General features: G+C 54.9%; 15 protein-coding genes. 10 read left to right on the forward strand and 5 right to left on the reverse strand.

The window, feature by feature from the left end:
- Nucleotides 1–149: 149 nt before the first annotated feature.
- Both HX773_RS17765 and HX773_RS17770 read right to left on the reverse strand, forming a co-directional pair.
- On the reverse strand, nt 150–3,467 hold the full coding sequence (locus tag HX773_RS17765; protein ID WP_176972632.1) for an Ig-like domain-containing protein: 3,318 nt from the start codon (nt 3,465–3,467) through the stop codon (nt 150–152).
- Between the two features lie 277 nt (nt 3,468–3,744).
- A complete protein-coding gene (locus tag HX773_RS17770) occupies nt 3,745–4,560 on the reverse strand; it encodes a TIM barrel protein (RefSeq protein ID WP_176972633.1) in 816 nt (271 codons plus the stop codon).
- Nucleotides 4,561–4,984: 424 nt separating this feature from the next.
- On the opposite strand from HX773_RS17770, the gene HX773_RS17775 reads away from it, so the two are divergent.
- Together HX773_RS17775 and iolB are read left to right on the forward strand one after the other, a co-directional pair.
- The gene (locus tag HX773_RS17775) at nt 4,985–6,490 is read left to right on the forward strand and encodes a CoA-acylating methylmalonate-semialdehyde dehydrogenase (RefSeq protein WP_176972634.1); all 1,506 of its coding nucleotides are present in this window, start codon (nt 4,985–4,987) and stop codon (nt 6,488–6,490) included.
- 24 nt (nt 6,491–6,514) lie between these two features.
- Entirely contained in the window at nt 6,515–7,330 is an 816-nt protein-coding gene (iolB, locus tag HX773_RS17780; RefSeq protein ID WP_176972635.1) for a 5-deoxy-glucuronate isomerase, read from the forward strand.
- A gap of 103 nt (nt 7,331–7,433) precedes the next feature.
- Here the strand turns inward: iolB and HX773_RS17785 are convergent, their stop codons facing one another.
- Both HX773_RS17785 and iolC read right to left on the reverse strand, forming a co-directional pair.
- Complete coding sequence (locus tag HX773_RS17785) at nt 7,434–8,279, reverse strand: MurR/RpiR family transcriptional regulator (RefSeq protein ID WP_008107943.1); 846 nt, start codon at nt 8,277–8,279, stop codon at nt 7,434–7,436.
- A gap of 293 nt (nt 8,280–8,572) precedes the next feature.
- Entirely contained in the window at nt 8,573–10,486 is a 1,914-nt protein-coding gene (gene iolC / locus HX773_RS17790; protein ID WP_176972636.1) for a 5-dehydro-2-deoxygluconokinase, read from the reverse strand.
- Nucleotides 10,487–11,036: 550 nt separating this feature from the next.
- Here iolC and iolD point away from each other — a divergent pair.
- From iolD to iolE, 3 genes are all read left to right on the forward strand, one after another.
- On the forward strand, nt 11,037–12,971 hold the full coding sequence (iolD, locus tag HX773_RS17795; protein ID WP_176972637.1) for a 3D-(3,5/4)-trihydroxycyclohexane-1,2-dione acylhydrolase (decyclizing): 1,935 nt from the start codon (nt 11,037–11,039) through the stop codon (nt 12,969–12,971).
- Nucleotides 12,972–13,053: 82 nt separating this feature from the next.
- Entirely contained in the window at nt 13,054–14,067 is a 1,014-nt protein-coding gene (locus tag HX773_RS17800) for a Gfo/Idh/MocA family protein (RefSeq protein ID WP_176972638.1), read from the forward strand.
- 65 nt (nt 14,068–14,132) lie between these two features.
- On the forward strand, nt 14,133–15,029 hold the full coding sequence (gene iolE, locus HX773_RS17805) for a myo-inosose-2 dehydratase (RefSeq protein WP_008107936.1): 897 nt from the start codon (nt 14,133–14,135) through the stop codon (nt 15,027–15,029).
- Nucleotides 15,030–15,159: 130 nt separating this feature from the next.
- On the opposite strand, the gene glpD is transcribed toward iolE, so the two are convergent.
- Nucleotides 15,160–16,668 carry a glycerol-3-phosphate dehydrogenase gene (gene glpD, locus HX773_RS17810; protein ID WP_176972639.1) on the reverse strand — a complete coding sequence of 503 codons (1,509 nt, stop codon included), beginning with the start codon at nt 16,666–16,668 and terminating at the stop codon, nt 15,160–15,162.
- Nucleotides 16,669–16,896: 228 nt separating this feature from the next.
- Between glpD and glpE the strand changes: the two genes are divergently transcribed.
- The 5 genes from glpE (at nt 16,897) to malQ (ending at nt 23,545) form a co-directional block, all read left to right on the forward strand.
- Nucleotides 16,897–17,223, forward strand: coding sequence for a thiosulfate sulfurtransferase GlpE (glpE, locus tag HX773_RS17815; RefSeq protein ID WP_176972640.1), 327 nt, complete (start codon nt 16,897–16,899; stop codon nt 17,221–17,223).
- A 32-nt stretch (nt 17,224–17,255) separates the two neighbouring features.
- Nucleotides 17,256–18,080, forward strand: coding sequence for a rhomboid family intramembrane serine protease GlpG (gene glpG, locus HX773_RS17820; RefSeq protein WP_176972692.1), 825 nt, complete (start codon nt 17,256–17,258; stop codon nt 18,078–18,080).
- Between the two features lie 42 nt (nt 18,081–18,122).
- Nucleotides 18,123–18,881, forward strand: a complete 759-nt coding sequence (locus tag HX773_RS17825; RefSeq protein ID WP_008107931.1) for a DeoR/GlpR family transcriptional regulator — start codon at nt 18,123–18,125, stop codon at nt 18,879–18,881.
- 175 nt (nt 18,882–19,056) lie between these two features.
- On the forward strand, nt 19,057–21,462 hold the full coding sequence (gene malP / locus HX773_RS17830) for a maltodextrin phosphorylase (protein ID WP_176972641.1): 2,406 nt from the start codon (nt 19,057–19,059) through the stop codon (nt 21,460–21,462).
- Nucleotides 21,463–21,490: 28 nt separating this feature from the next.
- A complete protein-coding gene (malQ, locus tag HX773_RS17835; protein ID WP_176972642.1) occupies nt 21,491–23,545 on the forward strand; it encodes a 4-alpha-glucanotransferase in 2,055 nt (684 codons plus the stop codon).
- Nucleotides 23,546–23,547 lie beyond the last annotated feature (2 nt).

Below are 23,547 nucleotides of genomic sequence, written 5' to 3' on the forward strand. Positions count from 1 at the left end.
CCTGAAACGCTAACGCGGGGGTCATAAGGCCTGTCCCAAACTCTTTGAGTAAAGGGATGGCGCAGATAGCGTGAGAAGTGATGAGGAAAGGGAATAAAAAAACCACGCTCCTTTCGAAGCGTAGTTTGTTGACTGAAAAGTGTGAAGATTTACACCAGTTCGGTTTTTACGCCTTGCTGGACCAGCAGTTCAGCGTCTTCGCCGTGGCTGTAAACCTGATACTCCACGCCTGCAACCGTGACGGTGCCGTCCATATGTTGCCATTCGCTGATGTGGCCGCCTTCAGGCAGGATATCTGCCAGCTGCACCACGTCACCTTCGTTGCCTTTGACCACCATCTGCGTTTTACCGTCTTCGATAAACAGATCTTTCTCGCCGTGCTGTAACAGCGCGTTGAGATCGATACGCAGCGTGTTATCACCGGTGCCAGTGAGATCGATAATTTCAATTGAGTCAATGTAATCAGGATTAGCCGACAGATCTAATAAATGCGCTTTGCCGGTGAGTTCCAGGGTATCAATTCGTTCTTCACTACCAACGAGCGCGTGAGATGCCAGATCTTCAACATCAGAGATAGCACGTATACTGTCATCTACAACCGAGAAGGGTTGAACATAGTCAGGTTGTTCATCTATGTAGCGGACGTTCAATGCCTTAACTCCAGTTTGATCTCCGCGTACTGAGGATGCATTGGTGTTGGTAACGATAAAATAGCTGATAGCTTCACCTTCAGGGGCAAAAAACGTTGTAACGTTCATACCATTATTACCGCGTCCTATTTCTACGCCATCTGCATTATAGAATGTGACAAAACTAGAGCTATTTAACTGGTGGGTTACAAGGTGAACGTAATTACTCTCTTTTGGCAGCGAGAACTGTAAGTTCTGCTCGCCATGCAGATAAATGAAATCATTAACTGTACTTCCACTGTAATACATTGCACCCAGATCTGATGTTAGCGTTACACCATCTAAAATTTTCTCGCGGTAGTAATGATTTTCTTCAAATTTGAGTTCGATACTGGTCTCTATTGTACGCAATGAGTCGGGGGCAGATTTCCACTTTAAATTATCCAAAAAGGCATGAGATTTTGTCCCAACGGCTACTCTTCCAATTATTTCACCATTCGACGCAGAGTAGGTGAATGTTTCACGCGTATTCTTTTTATCAATCGGATAAGCCACTTCTTCAATGAGATTATTGTGAACGTCATAAATTGCAACGTTGACAACAGTGCCAGCATCTTCATTACTTAAGTCAAATGAGAACTTCTCTGCGCCACGAAAATCAAATTCCAGGTTGGTATTACCGAATAAATTAAGAGATTGGCTCCCCATGCCAGAAGTCTTAGCATTACTAGTAGACACATCTATACTGGCGATCGCAGTTGCTCTATCACCAATGTCGGTCATGTAAGCACCAATTTGTTTACTGACCTGGGAATCAGCGACCTCTCCCCAGCTTCGCTCATTTTCCATTCCCGAATCTAAGCCTTTCCACTGCACGCGATTCAGGAAGATGCTATCCGAAAGGCCAATGTTGCTGGCGATTTTAAATCCACCAATTAAATCATCGCTGTTTGTTTTGTACACATATTTAAAGGATTGATCGACAATAACCTCTACGGTCTCCATCTCAACACCTGCCGTGTTATATACGGTAACAAAGAGGGTGCCCGTTTTCAATTGACGAATTAAATCCAGACTAAAGGATTCACTGGGTGGAATTTCAAATTGTGGCTTAGTGTTTTCGTAAATCCTTACATTACCATGACCGATTGATCCGGCCAGAAGACCATTAGAGTAATCATATATAATTTTTAAACCATTATCGGTAACGTAAGAACTGATTCCACCATTGGCTATTGAACCCTGCGCAAAATACACGTCAGAAAAATCTTCCTCTTTTTCCTGGAACTCATATTCCAACACATTCAGCGCATAAGTTTTACTCCACGCACCAGCGCTGCTGGTTTTAGCCTTGAATATCCAGCGCCCCAGCTCAAGTTCCGGTGGTGTGAATTCCCAGTTGCCGTCTTTACCGACCTGAACTGTGGCACTGTAATTTTTGCCCGCACTGCTATATTCCACAATCACATGGCTGTTAGCTTCTGCAATGCCGCGTAGGGTTGGTGTGGTGTCATCAGTGTAGCCATTTTTAATCAGTCCCTTATAGCTCCCGGCGTCATCCCATGCACCGGTTATAACCGGCACGTTGCTGCCTGGATCAATCAGCGTCAGTCCAAAGGTAGAGCCCGGCGCGTTCACATCGTTAGTCGCAGTTGCCTTAAATTCTACCTTGCCATTCGCCAGCTCATTTGGGGTGATTTTCCATTGACCATCAGCACCTGCGGTGGCTGTGCCCATAGCGGTCCAGATATCACTATTTGCGGCGCGATAAAACAGATACACCGTACCGTTCGCTTCGGCACGGCCATGCAGTTCTGGCGTGGAGTCATCGGTGATCGCGCCGTGGGCCAGTTCACCAATGTAGAGACCCGCATCATCGAAAGCGTGAGTGATGTTAACGAGGGTTTCTGGGGAACCGCTGATATTCAACGTGAAAAGTTCTGATGATTTACCATCAGCGAGAGCCCTGAACTCCCACTCACCTAATGCCAGCGCCTGGCTTGGCGTCCATGACCATGCTTTGCCGCTGGTGGTAGCGGTTGCAGTCATCCAGATGCTGGTGCCGGTCTGACGGTACTGAATAGTCACTTCCTGATCGGTACTTACCGTACCGCGCAGAGTTGGTGTGTCATCGTCAGTGGTAGCGCCGCTCTTCACGGAACCTTTGCTGTTACCGACGTTATCGTCGGCATCAACAATTTTCAGATCGACTGGAGTTTTATCCACATCCGCCGCCACGTTAATCACAAACGGCTGCGTGGGCACGCCTTCACGGAATGCACCGGCAAACTTTTCTACCGCCACCAGCGTCAGGCTGTTAGCGCCATCCTGCAGCTCAACGGTTGGGGTAATTTCCCACACGCCGGAATCTTTATCGGCTACAGCAGTGCCGATGGTTTCGCCTTTATCATTTTTTAGGAAAACGGTGCTGCCTTTCTGGGCAATACCGGTCAGCGTTGGGGTTTTGTCATCGCTGGTGCCGCCGGACTGGAAATAACTTTCTGTGCCTTCATTATCATGAATGCTGAGGATTTTTGGCGCTTCAGGTGGCGTGGTGTCGACAACAAAGGTCGCCAGGCCAGCCTGAGAGTGGTTACCCGCACGGTCGACGATAACCAGCGAGAAGCTGTAGCTACCGTCTTTTACCGCTTCGGGTGCGGTCCAGTTGAGCGTGCCTGTAGCCGGGTCGAGTTCAACACGGTAAGGTTTGCCGCCAAAGGTGATCAGGGCATAACTGCCTGCTTTGCCGATCTCTCCTTTATCGGTATAGGTAAAGGTTGGAATGCTGGTGTCAAACTCGTATATGGCGACTTTTTTAAAATCATTGATGTTCATCATTCAATTTTTCCTGATGTAAAAGAGAGGGTGTTGTTTGTAGCAATGAGCACGAAAGTGGCACGCCCAGGCAACGGGGTGAGAAGTCAGATTTTTCTCGTCGCGGGAAAATACCTGAAACGCTAACGCGGGGGTCATAAGGTCTGTCCCAAACTCTTTGAGCCGATGGGATTGTGCTTAAGCGGGGAATGTCGTCAGGAAAAAAGCATAAAAAAAGGCCTCCGACCGAGGCCCAACACTAACAAAAAGTGTCTTGTTTTAGACACAGATAAGGGTTCGTTTAGGCTTGCAGCAACGCAATGCTGTAGCGAATTTGGCGTTCAATCTCGGCTGTGTTCCACGTCTCCAGCGATGAAGCAAAGGGTTCAAATGCATAAACGCCTTTGTAGCCCAGCATCTCCAGACGTTTCACCTGCGCCACGCTGTTCAGCACATCGCGCTCGCTGAGCATGATGCGTTCTTCATCGGTCAGCTGCGCCGTCGGGCGGGTATCTTCCACGCCAGACAAATGCACCAAGCCAATATGGTTGATATCAATCTCCTGCGGGAACTCGTTTTCGGCGTTCTCATACAGATGATGATGGAAAGTATCGAGCAGCACTTTGAACGGCACGTTGGCTTGTTGAATCAGCTTTTGTGTTTGCACCGCCGATCGCAGCGAGCTGACCGGGAAGCCCAGCGGTTCCACCAATCCCTGAATGCCATATTCGGCAAAGCGTGGGGCCAGCACTTTTAGCGCGGCCAGCGTTTGCTCCGGCGTAATTTCAATGCCTTCATTCAGCGGACACATCACCAGCGCCTTTGCGCCAATCGCTTTTGCTTCCTGTAACAGCGCGTCAGCTTTAGCCAGTAGCGCCTCATCAATACGATTAAACGGATACAGCGCGTTAATCGTGACGATCTCAATATGGTACTTATCCGTTAGCGTCCGCAGTTCTGCCACGCTCAACTCATCGCGTACCTTGCCGCTCTGCATGTCATTACGCAGTTCAACCTTGCTCAATCCCAGACGCTGCACCAGCTGAAAGAAGGCTTCCAGCGACAGTCTGGGCGCAATTTTGCGGTTAATACAGAAACGGGTTGGATCGATGGCCATGTGCGGCTCCTGTAAACGGATACGGATGAGGTGCTGCAAAGAGAACATTTATTTCATTATTATTGAATTATGAAATATCAGATATTGGATCTGCCTCGCAAAAATTTCATATTTCGTTTCGCGTTGCATGTGGAAGCTGGATTTAAGACACAAATTCTGTGCTCGCAACGGCTTAGCGGCAGAGCAGTTTGGCAAGCCATTAGCGCCAGCAGTGAAGCGCTACGAGCTGATTTGCACCCGGCTGTCAGCGCAGGCGGAAAAAATGCGATCTATGCCGCTAAAAGGAAATTTTCTAAAAATAAGTATTTGAAAAATTTATTTCATTGCTATAGCTTCATAGCACGCTTTAAGTATTGCCTGCACACGCAGCGTCGCGGTTCGAACGGGCTATCTGCAGGGAACTTCACATCTAAGAGGCAACGACATGACTATCGTAGGAAACTTTATCGGCGGCAAAATTACTCACAGCGCCAGCAATGAAACCATTCCCGTGTACGATCCGGCGACCGGCAAAGTCGCGCGTGAGCTGACGCAGAGCACCGCTGCTGAAGTGGAAAAAGCGATTGAAGTCGCGCATGCCGCGTTCCCGGAATGGTCGAAAACCGCGCCGTTGCGTCGTGCCCGTGTGATGTTCAACTTTAAAGCGCTGATGGAAAAACACCGTGAAGAGCTGGCGGCACTGATCGTCTCTGAGCACGGTAAAGTGTGGTCCGATGCGCTGGGTGAACTGACGCGCGGTATCGAAGTGATCGAGTATGCCTGCGGTATTCCACATCTGATTAAAGGTGAAAACTCACCGAGCGTGGGCACCGGCGTTGACAGCTATTCGCTGATGCAGCCGGTCGGCGTGGTGGCGGGTATTACGCCATTCAACTTCCCAGCGATGGTGCCACTGTGGATGTTCCCTATCGCGCTGGCGTGCGGTAACACCTTTATCCTCAAGCCACCGGCGCTGGATCCTTCAGCCTCAGTGCGCATGGCCGAGTTGCTGAAAGAAGCGGGCCTGCCAGATGGCGTGTTCAACGTGGTGCACTCGTCTAATGAAGACGCTGAACAACTGTACAAAGATCCGCGTATTGCGGCGGTGAGTTTCGTCGGTTCTTCTGGCGTGGCAGAGCACATCTACAAAACGGCCAGCGCGCACGGCAAACGTGTTCAGGCGTTCGGCGCCGCGAAAAACCACGCCATCGTGATGCCCGATGCGGATCTCGATGCCACCGTGAACGCCATTATGGGCGGCGCGTTTGGTTCGGCGGGCGAGCGCTGCATGGCGCTGCCGGTGGTGGTTGCGGTCGGCGACGACACCGCAGATAAACTGATTGCCCGTCTGACGCCGCTGATCAAAGCGCTGCGTGTCGGTCCTGGCATCCAGAAAGGTGCGGAAGAGAATGAAATGGGGCCGGTGGTATCTGCCGCGCACCAGAAGAAAGTGCTGGGCTACATCGACAAAGGTGAGCAAGAAGGCGCGAAACTGGTGGTGGATGGTCGCGGCATTCAGGTGGCGGGCCATGCAGAAGGTTACTACGTCGGTGGTACGCTGTTCGACAACGTGACGTCAGACATGACCATCTGGCGCGAAGAGATCTTCGGACCGGTGCTGAGCATCATGCGTTCCAGCGATTACGACAGCGCACTGCAGCTGGTTAACAGCCACGAATTCGGTAACGGCAGCGCCATCTTCACCAGCAACGGCCACACCGCGCGTGAGTTCGTGCAGAACGTCGAAGCCGGCATGGTTGGCGTCAACGTGCCGGTTCCGGTTCCGATGGCGTTCCACAGCTTCGGCGGCTGGAAGCGTTCAGTGTTTGGTGCGTTGAACGTGCACGGTCCAGACGGCGTGCGTTTCTACACCCGCATGAAAACCGCCACAGTGCGTTGGCCGAGCGGCCAGCAGACCGTGTCTGAGTTCAGCATGCCGACGCTGGGCTAATTTCGCTCAACAAGGAGGAACAGGATGTCTCTGATTTCGAAAGCGCAAAAACCTGACAGCAAAGGCCGCATCCAGCACGTCACGCCGGAAAGCGCGGGCTGGGAATATGTCGGCTTCGACGCTTATCTGCTGAAAAAAGGGCAGAGTCTGAAGCTGAGCAGCGGCGACAAAGAGTTGTGTCTGGTGCTGGTGGCGGGCTTCGCTTCGGTGAAAACCCGTCATGCCGAGTTCCCGAATCTGGGTAAGCGTCTGTCGCCGTTTGAACGCACTCCACCTTACTCAGTCTACGTACCGCATAACGATGAAGTGGAAGTGTATGCGGATAGCGACCTAGAGCTGGCGGTGTGTAATGCACCGAGCAGCGGCAACCTGCCGGCGCGACTGATTGCGCCGGAAGATGTTGGCGTTGAGCAGCGTGGTAAAGGGCGTAATCAGCGTCTGGTGCACAACATTCTGCCGGACAACAAAGAGGCCGACAGCCTGCTGGTGGTGGAAGTGTATACCGACGAAGGCGCGACCAGTTCGTACCCCAGCCACAAGCACGACCAGAAAAACAGCCCGGACGAAACCTATCTGGAAGAGACTTACTATCACCGTTTCGATCCTGAGCCAGGTTTCGCCATGCAGCGCGTGTATACCGACGACCGTTCACTCGACGAGTGCATGGCGCCGTATAACCGCGATGTGGTGACGGTGCCGCGTGGCTATCATCCGGTGGCAACCATTGCCGGTTACGACAACTACTATCTCAACGTGATGGCGGGTCCAAAACGTCTGTGGAAATTTACCTGGGAGAAAGATCACGCCTGGGTAAACAGCGACCAATATCCGCGTAGTTAAAGGGTTTTGTAGGGTGGGCATTTATGCCCACCAACAAAAAGGGCAGCCAAGTGGCTGCCCTTTTTGCTTGCTGGTCGCCATGAATGGCGACCCTACGGAGTAGTTATTCGCTGGTGACGTTGTTGTTCAGCGCTAACGACACGGCGAGAGTCTGCGCCAGACACAGCGAAGCGACCTGCGAACGGAAGCCATCCACCTGCGCTTCACGCACCACAAAGCACACATCACTGAAAGCGGCCAGCGGGCTGACCTGGCTGTCGGTGATGGCGATTAGATGCGCACCACGTTTGGCACCCAGCTCAACCAACTCCACCGCTTCACGCGCGTATGGCGAATAGCTGATGGCGATCACCACATCTTTCGGGTTCACCATGCTCAGCTGCTCGGTGAACATGCCGCCGAGGCCGTCGATCAGGAACGCACGACGCTCCAGATGACGCAGCGCATACACCAGATACGACGCCACGCTGAATGAGCGACGCAGGCCGATGATGTAGATGTTCTCGGCTTCATCGAGCATTTTCACCGCGCGATTCAGCTGGTCCGGATTGACCTGCATCGCCAGCTGTTGCAGCGCCTGGCTGTTGACCATGGTGAAGACGTTGAGGATTTCAGCTGGGCTTTCAGGTGAAGTGGCGCTGTCGTCGGTGGCGGTCTGGCGGAACAGACGCGCGCGCTCGGTGTAGTTAACGGTCTCTTCCATCAGGTGCTGACGGAAAACCTGTTTCATTTCGTTGAAGCCGCTGAAGCCAAATGCATTGGCAAAGCGGATCAGCGTCGAGGGCGGCACATCGGCATGTTGCGCGATAGAGGCAACGGTATCGAAAGCGATGCTGTTACTGTTATCAAGGATATAACGAGCCACCTGCTTCAGGCGTTTGCTCAGCGTCTCATAGCGACGACGGATCTCGTCCTGTAACAAGGTTAATTGCGTTGGATTATTGGTCATTACTTCGGCCCGCTAGAAAAGAAAATATGGCTGGATAATGAGCGCTATAGTACCAGATGGATGGAAAATTTCATTTGTTTGACATCATCGTGACGCTTATTTCATCGGTTTATGAAATGCTTCACAAAAAGAGGGGCAAAGAGGGCGGGAGTTATACCTTTGCCCGGTCGCCATAAATGGCGACCCTACAAATACACACGTAGGGTCGCCATTTATGGCGACCTGGCCAGGATGCACATTTCAGAACAAAAAAACGGCCCATCCGGGCCGTTCCAACAACTTCTAACGCATCATTAACCGCGCACAGCGCGCCAGTAACCGATCAGTCGCAGGTAATTGCCTTTCACGGTTTCAATCAGCGCCTTGTCATCCAGCTCGCCTTGCAGCCACTGGCGTGACGGCTGGCCGAAGATGGTGCGGCCTACCGCGAAACCCTTCACCCACGGCGCTTGCGCTGCGGCGGCGAAACCGGCTTTCAGCGTCTCTTCCGGGGCATCGAGGCCAAGCAGCAGAATGCCGCGGCAGTGCGGATCGTTCTGCTCGATCAACCCGCTGATCGCCTGCCAGCTTTCGGCAGACAGCGGCGGCAGTTTCCACCAGTCTGGCTGAATGCCAAGGCTGTAGAAGTGGCTCAGCATGTCGTAATAGTAAGATTCGTTACGGTCCGGATTGCTCTCCGGCAGAATCAGTTCCAGCAGCAGTTCGTGCCCGCTCTTGTTACAGCCATTCCACACATCCAGCACCAAATCATCCTGCTCTTTACGCAGCTCGGCGCTGTCGTGCGGATGGTAGAACACCAGACATTTAACCACGTGCTCGGCCGGCCAGTCGACCAGCTGTGAGCCGATGTTGCCGTGCTCAAGGCGCAGCGGACGCGAACTTGGCAGTTCAATTGGACGGCCAATCCACCAGTTTTTGCCGGTAATCGCGTTCAGCGCTTTCTGGCCGTAAGTGGTATCCGCGAGGATGCCGCTCTTCTCATTCAGGCCGGCTTCGTTGGCCGCTTCTTCCGCGGCACGCAGCAGCAGCAGTTTCAATTCTGGGATGCGCTCTTCGCTGACGCCCGCTTCGCGCGCCATATCAGCCAGCTGTTTGCGATGGTCGAAGGCGAACACATTCAGCTCTGGCCACTGCTGTTTACGCGTGGTGACGCGATGCAGGTGATTGAGACGCGCATCGAGATCCGGACGTTTCACCTCATTATCGCGGCTGAGGAAATCATCCAGCTCTTCTTTGGTTGGCATCGCCGGTGCGCAGCCGTGGCGCGAAACCACCAGCGCGCCACAGGCGTTCGCGTAACGGCACGCTTGCTCCCAGCTTTCATCATTCAGCCAGCCGCGCAGCAGGCCAGACATAAAGGCATCGCCCGCGCCCAGCACGTTCAGCACTTCTACGCGCACGCCGCTCTGCAGTTTGGTCTGTTCCCAGCTATCCGGGATCTCGCCCTCAAACACCACGCAACCCAGCGGACCGCGTTTGCACACTAATGTGGCCTGGCTCGATTTACGCACATTTTTCAGCGCGGTCAGCGTGTCGGTGCTGCCACCGGCAATATGGAACTCTTCTTCCGTTCCGACCACCAAATCGAAATAGTGCAGCACTTCCTGCAGCTGTTGCGTCACTTCGCCCGATTCAATGAAACGCGTTTCGCCGTCGCCGAGTGAGGTCAATCCCCACAGCACCGGACGATAATCGATATCCAGCGCGGTGCGCAGGCCGTTGCGTTTGGCGATATCCAGCGCTTTCAGCACGGCGGCGCGGGTTTGTGGATGCGACAGGTGCGTGCCGGTGACGGCGACCGCACGTGAAGAGGTGATGAACGCTTCGTTAATATCTTCCGGCACCAGCCCCATATCGGCGCAGTTGTCGCGGTAGAAGATCAGCGGGAAGCTCTCTTCATCTTTGATCCCGAGGATCACCAGCCCGGTCAGGCGATGCTTATCGGTAATCAGGCCATCGGTATTGCAGCCCGCACGTTGCAGCTCTTCACGCAAAAAGCGGCCGTTATGCTCGTCACCTACGCGCGCCAGCATCGCCGACTTCAGGCCCTGAATCGCCGTACCATAGGCCACGTTGCCGGAAGATCCGCCGAGATATTTGTTGAAGCTGGTCATATCTTCCAGGCGTGATCCAATTTGCTGACCGTAGAGGTCGACGGCGATGCGTCCGATACAAATCACATCAAGCCGCTTCTGTTGTGTACTCATACCTATTGTTTCCTTCTGTGATAAGCAGACACTGCGGGCGCTGCCGCCCAACGTCGAGCGCTTTGCTTCCGGGTTCTCAAGGTGCCTGATTGGCTTTGGTCGCAGTATGAGGAATAAAAATTCCAAATTCAATATGAAATGAAACATCCATCACGATTTTGTGAGCCAGGTAAAACTCTGACCAGCGTGCCATAAAGGTGGGCTACGCTATCGCTGTTTCAGGGAGATTCAGCCTTGTGAGCCAGGTCTCAGGAAACCAGCCGCGAATAAAGGAAGCTACTGAAGTGAAATGAAATTTCGTTATGACGGATAAATGGTATTTCGCTGTTCCACTTTCCCCCGTTTCTCCGCTCTCTTCGCCCACGTTTCATCGCTGAATTTGATCTCCATCGCAAAATGAAATGTTTCTTCTGTAATCGTATTTAATGAAAAAAATATTTGTTTATAATCGCCTCACGTTTCACTTAATCCGCGGGCGCCGTGAGCGGCAGTTTTTACCCGAACCGCGTTGTACCTCACCGCAGGTACCAGCATGTAAAGGAAGAAGCATATGGGCACAATCAGACTTACTACGGCGCAGGCGCTGGTGAAATTTCTGGATAACCAGTATCTGAACGTTGACGGCGTTGAAACCAAATTTGTGAAAGGCATTTTTGCCATTTTCGGTCACGGCAACGTGCTGGGATTGGGGCAGGCGCTGGAACAAGACAGCGGCGATTTGGTGGTGCATCAGGGCCGTAACGAGCAGGGCATGGCGCATGCGGCCATTGGGTTTGCCAAGCAATCGCTGCGTCGTCAGATTATTGCCTGTACTTCTTCTGTCGGACCGGGCGCGGCCAACATGATCACCGCCGCCGCGACGGCCACCGCTAACCGCATTCCTTTACTGCTGCTGCCCGGCGATGTGTTCGCCACGCGCCAGCCCGATCCGGTATTGCAGCAGATCGAACAGAGCCACGATCTCAGCATCAGCACCAACGACGCTTTCCGTGCCGTCAGCAAATACTGGGATCGCGTCAGCCGCCCAGAACAGCTGATGACCGCCTGCATCAACGCATTGCGCGTCCTGACCGATCCGGCCGAAACCGGCGCAGTAACCATTGCGCTGCCGCAGGACGTGCAGGGCGAAGCCTGGGATTTCCCGGAATATTTCTTCCAGAAACGCGTACACCGTTTGGATCGCCGTTTGCCAACTGCCGCGCAGTTAGAAGATGCGCTGGCGCTGATTGCGCGTAAACACAAGCCGCTGATCATCGTCGGTGGCGGTTTGAAATATTCGGATGCTGGCGATGCGCTGCTGAAATTTGCCGAGCGCTTCAACATTCCGTTTGCCGAAACTCAGGCCGGCAAAGGCACCATCGTTTCCGACCATCCGCTGAACGTCGGCGGCGTGGGCGAAACCGGCTGTCTGGCGGCAAACCTGCTGGCGAAAGAGGCCGATCTGGTGATTGGTATCGGCACGCGTTACACCGATTTCACCACCGCGTCGAAATGGATTTTCCAGAACCCAGAGGTCAGCTATCTCAACCTTAACGTCAGCAATTTCGACAGCTACAAGCTGGATGCCGTGCAGTTGCTGGCCGATGCGCGTGAAGGTTTGACGGCGCTGGAAAGCGGGCTGAAAGGTTTCGAAAACCATTGGGGCGGCCAGATTGAGCTGTCGCAAAGCAAGCTGCTGAAAGAGACGCAGCGCGTGTATGCCGCGACCTATAACACCGACGACTTCATTCCAGAAATCGCCGACCACGCCGATCGTGAAGCGCTGTTTGCGGAGTTCGAGCGCCTGACCCAATCGGTGCTGACGCAAAGCAGCGTGCTGGGCACCTTAAACGAGCAGCTCCCAAAGGATGCGGTGATTGTCGCGGCAGCGGGCAGTCTGCCGGGCGACCTGCAACGCGTGTGGCGCACCAAAGATTACAACTCGTACCACGTTGAGTACGGCTATTCGTGTATGGGCTACGAAGTGAATGCCGCGCTGGGCGTGAAGCTGGCGCAGCCGCAGCGTGAAGTCTACGTGATGGTGGGCGACGGCTCGTTCATGATGCTGCACTCCGAGCTGGTCACCTCGATTCAGGAAGGGGCGAAAATCAACGTGGTGCTGCTGGATAACATGACCAACGGTTGTATCAACAACCTGCAGATGGAACACGGTATGGACAGCTTCACCACCGAGTTCCGCTTCCGTAATCCGGAGGGTGGCAAGCTGGATGGCGGCTTTGTGCCGGTGGACTTCGCGGCGATCGCCGGCGGTTACGGCTGCAAAACCTACCGCATCACCACGCTGGAGCAGCTGGAAGCCGCGCTGATCGATGCGCAGAAGCAGACCGTTTCCGTGCTGTTCGACATCAAAGTGCTGCCAAAAACCATGGTGCACAAATATTTCAGCTGGTGGCACGTCGGCGTGGCGCAAACCTCGACGTCCACGCGTACGCAGGAAGTGGCCGACAACCTTAACGTGCATATCGAACAAGCACGTAAGTATTAAAACCTCTTTTAGGCCGGAGCTTTCCGGCCTTGTTTAACCCTAACTTATCCGACTCTACAGATTCGACTCTACAGGTGTAATTATGACGCTCAAACTCGGTGTAATTGGTACCGGTGCAATTGGTCAGGAACATATTCGTCGCTGCAATAACGTCTTGCAGGGTGCGAAAGTGGTGGCGGTTTCTGATATCAACGTTGAAGGGGCGCGCGCGGCGCTGCAACGTTTGAATATTGAAGCCGAGGTGTATCAGGATGGTCATCAGGTGATCAACTCGCCGGAAGTCGATGCCATTCTGGTGACGTCTTGGGATCCGACCCACGAAGAGTTCACGCTGGCGGCCATCGCGGCTGGCAAACCGGTGTTCTGTGAAAAGCCGCTGGCGCTGAGCGCCGAAGGTTGCCGTCGCATTGTCGATGCCGAGATCAAACACGGTAAACGTCTGGTGCAGGTGGGCTTTATGCGCCCGTACGATTCCGGCTATCGCGCGTTGAAAAAAGTGATCACCGACGGTGAAATCGGCGAACCGCTGATGCTGCACTGCGCGCACCGCAACCAGAGCGTCGGCGAGAATTACACCACCGACATGGCGATCACCAACACCCTGATTCACGAGCTGGACGTGCTGCGCTGGCTGACCGAAGACGACTACAAAACCGTGCAGGTAGTGTTCCCGCGTACCACCTCGAAGTCTCATGCCAATTTGAAAGATCCGCAGATCGTGCTGTTCGAAACGCAGAAAGGCATCCGCATTGATGTGGAGATCTTCGTTAACTGCGCGTACGGCTACGACATTCAGTGTGAAGTGGTGGGCGAAGAGGGCATCGCTAAGCTGCCGGAGCCTTCGGCGATCCAAACGCGCAAAAACGCGCGTCTCGGCGTGCCGCTGCTGACCGACTGGAAAGACCGTTTCATCGATGCGTATGACGTTGAACTGCAAGCGTTTATTAATGACGTGAAAGACGGCCAACTGACCGGACCTTCTGCCTGGGATGGATTCGCTGCCTCTGTGGCCGCCGATGCCTGCCATAAAGCGCAGAACAGCGGCGCGATTGAGCCGGTAACCATGCCGCCGCGTCCGGATTTCTACGCCAAATAACTGAGCTGTGCGCTAAATACTCCTCGGCGGCTCAGCGGCCGCCTCTGTGAATCAGGGACAAAAAGATGAACAAAGACAACGTTAAACTGGCGATTGCGCCAATCGGCTGGACCAACGACGACATGCCAGAGCTGGGCAGCGAAAACACCTTCCAGCAAACCGTGAGTGAAATGGCACTGGCGGGTTTTACCGGCAGCGAAGTGGGCAGCAAATACCCGCGCGATCCGGCGATTCTCAAGCCGATGCTGGATATTCGTGGCATTCAGATCTGCAACGCATGGTTCAGCACCTTCTTCGCCAACGGCGACAAAGCGAAAACCATCGACGAATTCACCAATCACATGAATTTCCTGCATGCGATGGGCGCGCGCGTGATTGGCTGCTCCGAGCAGAGCAAAAGTATTCAGGGCACCACGCTGGCGGTGCTGGAGCAGAAGCCGATTTTCAGCGATGAAGAGTGGCGCTTGACCGCGGAAGGCTACAACGAGCTGGCGGAGATCGCCGCGAAAAAAGGCATGCGTTTGACGCTGCATCATCACATGGGCACCGGCATTCAGACGCCAGCCGAGATTGATCGCTTTATGGAATCGACCAATGAGAATGTTGGCCTGCTGTACGATACCGGCCACATCTACTATTCCGAAGGTTCACAGCAGGCGATGTTGGATGTGCTGACCAAATATCTGCCGCGTATTTTCCACGTGCATCTGAAAGACGTGCGCGACAGCGTGGTAGCCGAAGTGCGCGAGAAATCGCTGTCGTTTCTTGATGGCGTGAAGAAGGGCACCTTCACCGTGCCGGGCGATGGCGTGATCGATTTCAAACCGGTGTTCAAAATCCTCGACGATTACGGCTATAAAGGCTGGATGGTGGTGGAAGCGGAACAGGATCCGGCGCTGGCCAATCCGTTCGAATATGCGGTGAAAGCGCGTAAGTACATCCGTGAGAATGCGGGGTTATAAGGTCAAATTCGCGCAATAAATTGCGCCGCTACAGTGTGTGCACGCATTCGTAGCGGCGCGATTTATCGCGCTGTTTTCCATTAAAAAGGCCGTTATCCAATCGAGATAACGGCCTTTTATTTGGCTGGGATTATGACGCTAACGACAGCGCCGGTTTCTGTGCGTTAACCGCCAGCCACTCGGCAATGCGCGCCTGCTCGGCTTCGCTCAGCCACATACCTTGTTTGGTACGACGCCAAATCGCATCATCCAGCTCGCGTACCCATTCGTTTTTCACCAGGTAACGCAGCTCGGCTTCGTAGAACTCGTGACCGAAGTTCTCACCCAGATCGTCAATGCTCTTCGCGCCTGCCAGCAGCTCTTCGGTGCGGCTGCCGTAAGTCCGCGCAAAGTGACGCGCCATACCTTCGCTGATAAACGGATAACGACGACGCAGGCTGGCGGTGTAATCATCGCGTGAACCGGAGAAATCCCCGCCCGGCAATACCGCGTTCTTCGTCCACGCCGGGCCGATATTCGGGTAATACTTGGTCAGTTTCTCCAGCGCATGTTCCGCCAGTTTGCGATAGGTGGTCAGCTTGCCGCCGAACACTGACAGCAGCGGCGCCTGGCCGTTGTCGTCATGCACATCCAGCGTGTAATCGCGGGTGATGGCCTGCGGCGAATCCGATTCGTCATCGCACAGCGGACGCACGCCCGAGTAAGTCCAGACGATGTCATCTTTGCTCAGCTGCTGTTTGAAGTGTCCGTTGAACACCTTCAGCAGGTAGCTGATTTCGTTGTCATCGATCTTCACGTCTTTCGGATCGCCTTTGTACTCCACGTCGGTGGTGCCGATGATGGAGAACTCATCCATCCACGGAATCACAAACACGATACGGTTATCTTCGTTCTGCAGGATATACGCCTGCTTTTCGCGATGGACGCGCGGCACCACGATGTGGCTGCCTTTGATCAGACGAATGCCGTACGGCGATTTCAGCTTCAGGCCATCGTCGAAGAACTCTTTTACCCACGGACCGGCCGCATTGACCAGACCTTTAGCACGCCAGGTGTAGGTTTTGCCGCTGTCGATATCTTCGGCTTCCACCATCCACAAACCGGCTTCACGCCAGGCGCGGGTCACGCGAGTGCGGGTGCGTACTTCGCCGCCCTGTTTTTCCACTTCCTGCGCGTTGAGTACCACCATGCGCGCATCATCAACCCAGCAGTCAGAATATTCGAATCCGCGCGTGATCTCCGGCTTGAGGGCCGAATCCGCGCCAAAACGCAGGCTCTTACTGCCCGGCAGCGTGGTGCGTTTGCCAAGGCGATCGTACATAAACAGGCCCATGCGGATCATCCACGCCGGACGCAGATGCGGGCGGTGCGGCAGACGGAAGCGCATCGGGAAGGCGATATGCGGCGCCATTTTCAGCAGCACTTCACGTTCTGCTAACGCTTCGCCCACCAGGCGGAATTCATAGTGTTCAAGGTAGCGCAGGCCGCCGTGAATCAATTTCGAGCTGTTGGAGGAGGTTGCACAGGCCAAATCCCGCGCCTCCAGCATTAGCACCGACAGTCCGCGTCCTGCAGCGTCCACTGCAATGCCGGCTCCGTTAATGCCGCCGCCGATCACGATCAGGTCTTTGGTTTCCACGTCATCTCCTCCGATGTTCGGAATAGTTCTAAAATGTTCGTTTTCGAGCGTAATAATAATCGGAAACCAACATCGATGCCAGCGGTTAACTGAATAAAAACATTTTTGCGTGATATAGCTAACATTCCGACAGGAAAAAAAACACATAGCCCTAAAATCTGTCAGGTTATTGCGGCGGGTTATCAAGGTAAACTAGGCGCAAATTGTGACGAAGTAATGAGAGACACCATGGAAAACTTTGAGTGTATTAATGTCCTGCAGGCGCAAGAGCATCTGGCACAAGGTGCGCAGCTGGTTGATATCCGCGATCCGCAGAGCTTTATGATGGGCCACGCCGCGGGCGCGCAGCATCTGACCAATGACAACCTGGCGGATTTCATCGCCAACGCGAATCAGGCATTGCCGGTGCTGGTGATGTGCTATCACGGCAACAGCAGCAAAGGCGCGGCGCAGTTCCTGTTGGGTCAGGGATTCAGCGCGGCGTACAGCATTGACGGCGGATTTGACGCCTGGCGCGCGGCATTCCCGGCGCAGGTTGCCCTCGGCGACGCCTAAGCCCATCGCATAAGGAAGGAGAGCACCGCATGATGCGCATCACCCAGTTCAACAATCCGCGCATGGCGCAGGCGTTTGTCGACTACATGGCGACACGCGGCGTGACGCTACGCATTGAGCGCGAAAGCCACTTTGTCATTATGTTGGATGACGAAAGTAAGCTGGAGATGGTCGAAAACGAACTCGCGCAGTTCGTGCGCGATCCCAACCATCCGCGCTATCAGGCGGCCAGCTGGCATAGCGGTAGCACCGAAAGTGGCTTGCGCTACGAGCGCACCAACATCTGGGCGAGCATTCGCGAACGCGCAGGTCCGCTCACCATGACCATCATGATCGCCTGCATCGCGGTGTTTATCCTGATGCAGATCGTCGGTGATGATGTGGCGCTGGATTGGCTGGCGTGGCCGGCGGATTCCTCGCAATATTTCCAGGTGTGGCGCTGGTTTAGCCATGCGCTGCTGCACTTCTCGCTGCTGCACATCCTGTTTAACCTGATGTGGTGGTGGTATCTCGGCGGTGCCGTCGAGAAACGTCTCGGCAGCGGCAAGCTGTTTGTGATTATGCTGATCTCGGCGCTGCTGACCGGCTGGATGCAAGCCAAGTTCAGCGGCGTGCTGTTTGGCGGCTTGTCGGGTGTAGTCTACGCGTTGATGGGATACTGCTGGCTGCGCGGCGAGCGCGATCCCGAAAGTGGTATTTATCTCGAGCGCGGCCTGATTGGTTTCGCGGTCGTATGGTTGGTGATTGGCTGGTACGGCGCATTTGGCTTGTCGATCGCCAACGCCGCGCACGTCACCGGCTTGCTGGTGGGTTTAGCGATGGCATTTGTTGATACGCGTAAGATTACGCGTCGTTAGCAGCACCAATAAAAGAAGCGGCTACGAGCCGAGGAGAGAGATGTGAAGCAGACGCAACGTCATGACGCCATTATCGATCTGGTCCGGCGTCAGGGATATGTCAGTACCGAAGAGCTGGTGGATCACTTTGAAGTCAGCCCGCAAACCATTCGGCGTGACCTGAACGACCTGGCCGATCAGAACAAAATCATGCGCCATCACGGCGGGGCGGCGCTGCCGTCCAGCTCAGAAAACACCGCATGGCAGGATCGTAAGATGATGTGGTCGGCGGAGAAAGCGCGCATCGCCGAGCGCGTGGCGAGCCAGATCCCCGATGGCGCCACGCTGTTTATTGATATCGGCACCACGCCGGAAGCGGTGGCGCATGCGCTGCTCAATCACAACAATCTGCGTGTGGTGACCAACAACCTCAACGTGGCGATTCTGCTGATGGCGAAACCGGATTTCCGAGTGATTATCGCCGGCGGCGAAGTGCGCACGCGCGATGGCGGCATCATGGGCGAAGCGACGCTGGACTTCATTTCGCAGTTCCGCCTCGATTACGGCATTCTCGGCATCAGCGGCATTGATATGGATGGTTCACTGCTGGAGTTCGATTATCACGAAGTGCGCACCAAACGCGCCATTATCGAAAATTCGCGCTGCGTGATGCTGGTGGTGGATCACTCGAAGTTTGGCCGTAATGCGATGGTCAACCTCGGCAATATGAGCCTGATTGATTACATGTATACCGATCAAAGCCCGCCGGCCAGCGTGCTGAAAGTGATTGAACAGCACGAAGTTCACCTCGAACTTTGCTAATGCCGTAGCGGCGCAATTTATTGCGCGATAAATCGCGCCGCTACAAAAATCAGCACCAATTTTTTTCACCGCACCTGCATTTCCCTGTCGCTTTTTTCTGCGCCCCCAGCTTTACTTATCCATTCACCTCTTGCGCTCGCCCGGCTTTACCGTTAACGGACTCGAAGGGATTGATATGTCGCAGCAAAAATTCAATAAAACACGTTTCGACGCCGCGCTCACCCGCCAATGGCAGCATCTTGGACTCACTTCCGCCCAGCAAATGACACCGCACCAATGGTGGCAAGCGCTGAGCAGCGTGCTGGCAGAAATGCTGGCGACGCAGCCACCTGCGCTGCCCAAACAAGGGCAGCGCCACGTCAACTATCTGTCGATGGAGTTTCTGCTGGGGCGTTTGACCGGCAACAATCTGCTCAATCTTGGCTGGTACAACGAGGTGCAAGCCGCGCTGGCGGAACATCAGGTTGAGCTGAGCGAACTGCTGGAAGAGGAAGTTGATCCGGCACTCGGCAACGGCGGATTGGGGCGCCTGGCCGCCTGCTATATGGATTCGATGGCGACCGTTGGCCAGGCTGCGATGGGCCACGGCCTCAACTATCAATACGGCCTGTTTCGCCAGACGTTTGCCGACGGACAGCAGCAGGAAGCGCCGGATGACTGGCAGCGCGATTGCTATCCGTGGTTCCGCCATAACGCCGCGCTGGATGTGCAGGTTGGCCTCGGCGGCAAGGTAAAAGAGAACCACGATGGCAGCCTTAGCTGGCGACCTAAAATTCACCTCAAAGGTGAAGCCTGGGATCTGCCGGTGGTGGGCTATCGCAATGGCATCACGCTGCCGCTGCGCCTGTGGAAAGCCAGCAGCGCGCAGCCGTTCGATCTCACCGCGTTTAACAACGGCCAGTTCCTGCAGGCCGAGCAGCAAGGCATTGCAGCCGACAAACTGACCAAAGTGCTCTATCCCAATGATAATCATGCCGAAGGTAAGCGGCTGCGCCTGATGCAGCAGTATTTCCAGTGCGCCTGCGCGGTCGGCGATATTCTGCGGCGTCATCATCTCGCTGGTCGCGCCATCCGCACCTTGCCTGATTTCGAAGTGATCCAGCTTAACGACACGCATCCGACCATCGCCATTCCGGAGATGCTGCGCGTGCTGCTGGATGAGCATCAATTGAGTTGGGACGATGCGTGGCACATCACCAGCCGCACCTTTGCCTACACCAATCACACGCTGATGCCGGAAGCGCTGGAGCGCTGGGATGAGAAGCTGGTGCGCGAGCTGCTGCCGCGCCATATGTTGATCATCCGTGAGATTAATCGCCGCCTGAAAAAGGTTGTGAAGCAGCAGTGGCCAGACGATAAAGCGACCTGGCACAAGCTGGCGGTGGTGGCTGATGGTCAGGTGCGCATGGCGAATCTGTGCGTGGTGAGCTGTTTTGCCGTCAACGGCGTGGCGGCGCTGCACTCCGAGCTGGTGGTGAAAGATCTGTTCCCGGAATATCACCTGCTGTGGCCGAACAAATTCCATAACGTCACCAACGGCATTACGCCGCGCCGCTGGTTGAAACAGTGTAATCCGCTGCTGTCGACGCTAATTGATGACAGCCTGCAGGTTGAGTGGGCCAACGATCTCGATGCGCTGGCGTGGCTGGCGCCTTTCGCCCGTAAGAAGGCGTTTCGTCAGCAGTTCCGCGACATCAAGCAGCAGAACAAGCAGCGCTTAACGCTCTACATCAAGCGCGTCACCGGCATTGATATCAATCCCGATGCGCTGTTTGACGTGCAGATTAAGCGGCTGCACGAGTACAAACGTCAGCACCTTAGCTTGCTGCATATGCTGCACTGCTATCGCCAGCTGCGCGACAACCCGGATAACCCCGACTTTGTGCCGCGCGTGTTCCTGTTTGGTGCCAAAGCCGCGCCCGGCTATTACCTCGCCAAAAACATCATCTATGCCATCAACAAAGTGGCGGAGGTGATCAACAACGATCCCCTCGTCGGCGATCGCCTCAAAGTGGTGTTTATCCCGGATTATCGCATCACCGCCGCAGAGCTGATGATTCCGGCCGCCGATCTCTCCGAGCAGATTTCCACCGCCGGTTATGAGGCTTCCGGCACCGGCAATATGAAGCTGGCGCTGAACGGCGCGCTCACCATTGGCACGCTGGACGGCGCCAATGTGGAGATTGCCGAAGCGGTGGGCGCGAAGAACATCTTTATCTTCGGCAACAGCGTGGACGAGGTCAAAGCGCTGAAGGCGGGCGGCTACAGCCCGAAAAAGCTGCGCAAACAGAATCCTTATCTGGATGGTTTGCTGAAGGAGCTGGAGAAGGGCAAGTTCAGCGATGGCGATAAGCACGCGTTTGATTTGATGCTGCAAAGCCTGACCAAAAATGGCGATCCCTGGCTGGTGCTGGCCGACTTTGATGCCTACATCGCCGCGCAGCAGCAGGTGGAAGCGTTGTGGAAAAATCAGGACGCCTGGACGCGCGCAGCGATCCTCAATACCGCCCACACCGGGCGCTTCAGTTCTGACCGTTCGATTCGCGATTATCAGCAGCGGATTTGGCAGGCGGCCCGATAAAGACACGATTGATGATTTTGGAGACACGATGACGCTTAACAAGCTGGATCAGGCGGCACAGGATGCCGGCATTTCGCTGCGCTTTATTAATGCTCACGGCGAGCCGGAAACCATCAGCGATGACACCAAACGCGCGTTGCTGGCGGTCATGGAAACGCCCACCGGCAAAGCGCCACCGCTGCCGCCGGTGCAGGTATTTGCCGCTCGCAGCAAGCGCCAACTGACGCCACAAGGCAGCGGCACCTTTTCCTGGCAGCTACAAACCGAACAGGGCAAAAGCTTCAGCGGCGAAGTGCCGGGAGGCGAACTGCTTACGCTGCCGCCGCGTTTGTCGCAGGGTTATCACCAGCTTACGCTGCGTAAAGGTCGTCAGCAGTGGCAAACGCGCATCATCATTGCGCCACGTCGCTGTTTTATCCCTGAGTCTGTCGAGCAAGGAGAGAAACTGTGGGGCGCGTTGGTGCAGCTTTACACGCTGCGATCGGATGACAATTGGGGCATCGGTGACTTCGGCGATTTAGCGCAAATGCTGGAGAATGTGGCCGATAATGGCGGTGATTTCGTTGGCCTCAATCCGTTGCATGCGCTTTATCCGGCACAGCCAGAAAATGCCAGTCCTTACAGCCCAACCTCGCGCCGCTGGCTCAACGTGCTGTATATCGACGTTAATCGGCTGGAGGATTTTCAGCGCAGCGAAGCAGCGCAGCGTTGGTGGCAAAGTGCGAAAACACGTAAAGCGCTGGAGCAAGCGCGCGCGGCCGAGTTTGTCGATTACCGCGCGGTGGCCGAACTGAAATTAGCCGCGCTGCGCTTTGCCTGGCAGCGCTTTCAGCCGCGCGCCGCTGAAGATGCCGGGTTCCAGCAATTTATCGTTGAGGGCGGCGATCATCTGCGTTATCAGGCGGCGTTTGATGGCATCCTCGCCGAACGCAGCCAGCAGCATCCCGATGAATGGGGTTGGAGCAACTGGCCGGAAGGCTGGCGCAACGCCTTGCTGCCGGAGGTACAGCAATGGTGTGCGGAACACGAAGATGAGATTCAGTTCTGGAGTTGGTTGCAGTGGGTAGCGCAAGAGCAGTTTGCTATCTGCTGTCAAATCAGCCAGCAGCTTGGCATGGAAATCGGATTATATCGCGACTTAGCGGTCGGCGTGGCGCAGGGCAGCGCGGAAACCTGGCAGGATCCGGAACTGTATAAACTCGGTGCATCCGTTGGCGCGCCGCCTGATCGTCTCGGGCCGCAGGGACAAAACTGGAGCTTGCCGCCGCTCGATCCACATGTGATGCGCGCACGTGGCTATCAGCCGTTTATCGAGCTGCTGCGCGCCAATATGCGCGATTGCGGCGCACTGCGTATCGATCACGTCATGGCGCTGCTGCGCTTGTGGTGGATTCCCTACGGCGAAAGCGCGGGTAAAGGCGCTTACGTGGCATATCCGGTGCAGGATCTGCTGGCGATCCTCGCGCTGGAGAGTCAACGCCATCGCTGCATGGTGATCGGCGAAGATCTGGGGACGGTGCCGAAAGAGATCGTCAGCCTGCTGCGCAACAGCGGTATTTTCTCGTGGAAAGTGTTGTTCTTCGAGCAGCACGGCGATGGCAGCTATCGTCAGCCGCACGAGTATCCCGCGCAGTCGATTGCCAGCGCCAGTACGCATGATTTGCCGACGCTGGCGGGATTCTGGGGATTTAAGGATCTTTCTCTGGGGCACAAACTGGGTTTGTACCAAGAGAGCGTGTTGTTGCCCTTGCTGGGACAAAGGGATAAGCAAAAACAGGCGCTATTGGATGCGCTGCATCAGATGAATACGTTGCCTACGCGCCACAGCAAAGTGGCCAGCCGATTGTCCTTCACGCCGGTGCTCAATCGCGGCTTCCACCGCTATCTGGCGCGGACTAACAGCGCCTTGCTGGGGCTGCAACCGGAAGATTGGCTTGCTATGTCTTCACCGGTCAACGTGCCGGGCACGGTAGATGAATATCCAAACTGGCGGCGCAAGTTAAGCGTCACAATCGAAGAGATGTTTAGGGGAAAAGTGCAGCACTTGTTGAATGCGGTTAATACCGGGCGCAGGAAGCGTTAGAG

It is taken from the genome of Pantoea sp. B9002 (assembly GCF_013385945.1).
In the GTDB taxonomy this organism is placed as follows: Bacteria; Pseudomonadota; Gammaproteobacteria; order Enterobacterales; family Enterobacteriaceae; genus Pantoea.